At 36.5% G+C, this 353-nt stretch carries 1 pseudogene; it reads right to left on the bottom strand.

What is annotated here, in order from left to right:
- Positions 1-353: pseudogene (adcAII, locus tag HMPREF2628_RS01955) on the bottom strand (zinc-binding lipoprotein AdcAII); the annotation flags it as partial.

Below are 353 nucleotides of genomic sequence, written 5' to 3'. Positions count from 1 at the left end.
GAAGAAGCATTACTTTCTGTAAAAATTGTTTTAACCTTATAGGTTTTAACAAATTCCTGAATTTCTGTTAGTTGTCTTGGACTTGGTTCTTGTTCTGGAGAGATGCCTGCAATACCAAGTTGATTAAGTCCAAATCTCTTCGCTAGATAAGAAAAGGCCGTATGTTGGGTTACAAAGGTTTTCTGAGTCGCTTTTTCAAATTTAGGCTGGAATTTCTTAGTCAATTCTTGAGCTTTTTTGATAAAGGCTTGCGCATTTTTCTGGTAAGTTTCTTTGTGTTCACTATCAACCTCTGAAAGTTTATCAGCGATAATTTGGGCTTCTTCGCCAGCTTTTTCAGGATCTAGCCAAGT

Origin of the sequence: Streptococcus sp. HMSC063B03 (assembly GCF_001836965.1) — a bacterium.
Lineage (GTDB): Bacteria > Bacillota > Bacilli > Lactobacillales > Streptococcaceae > Streptococcus > Streptococcus pneumoniae_F.
This window is presented reverse-complemented; position numbering and strand designations above follow the sequence as displayed.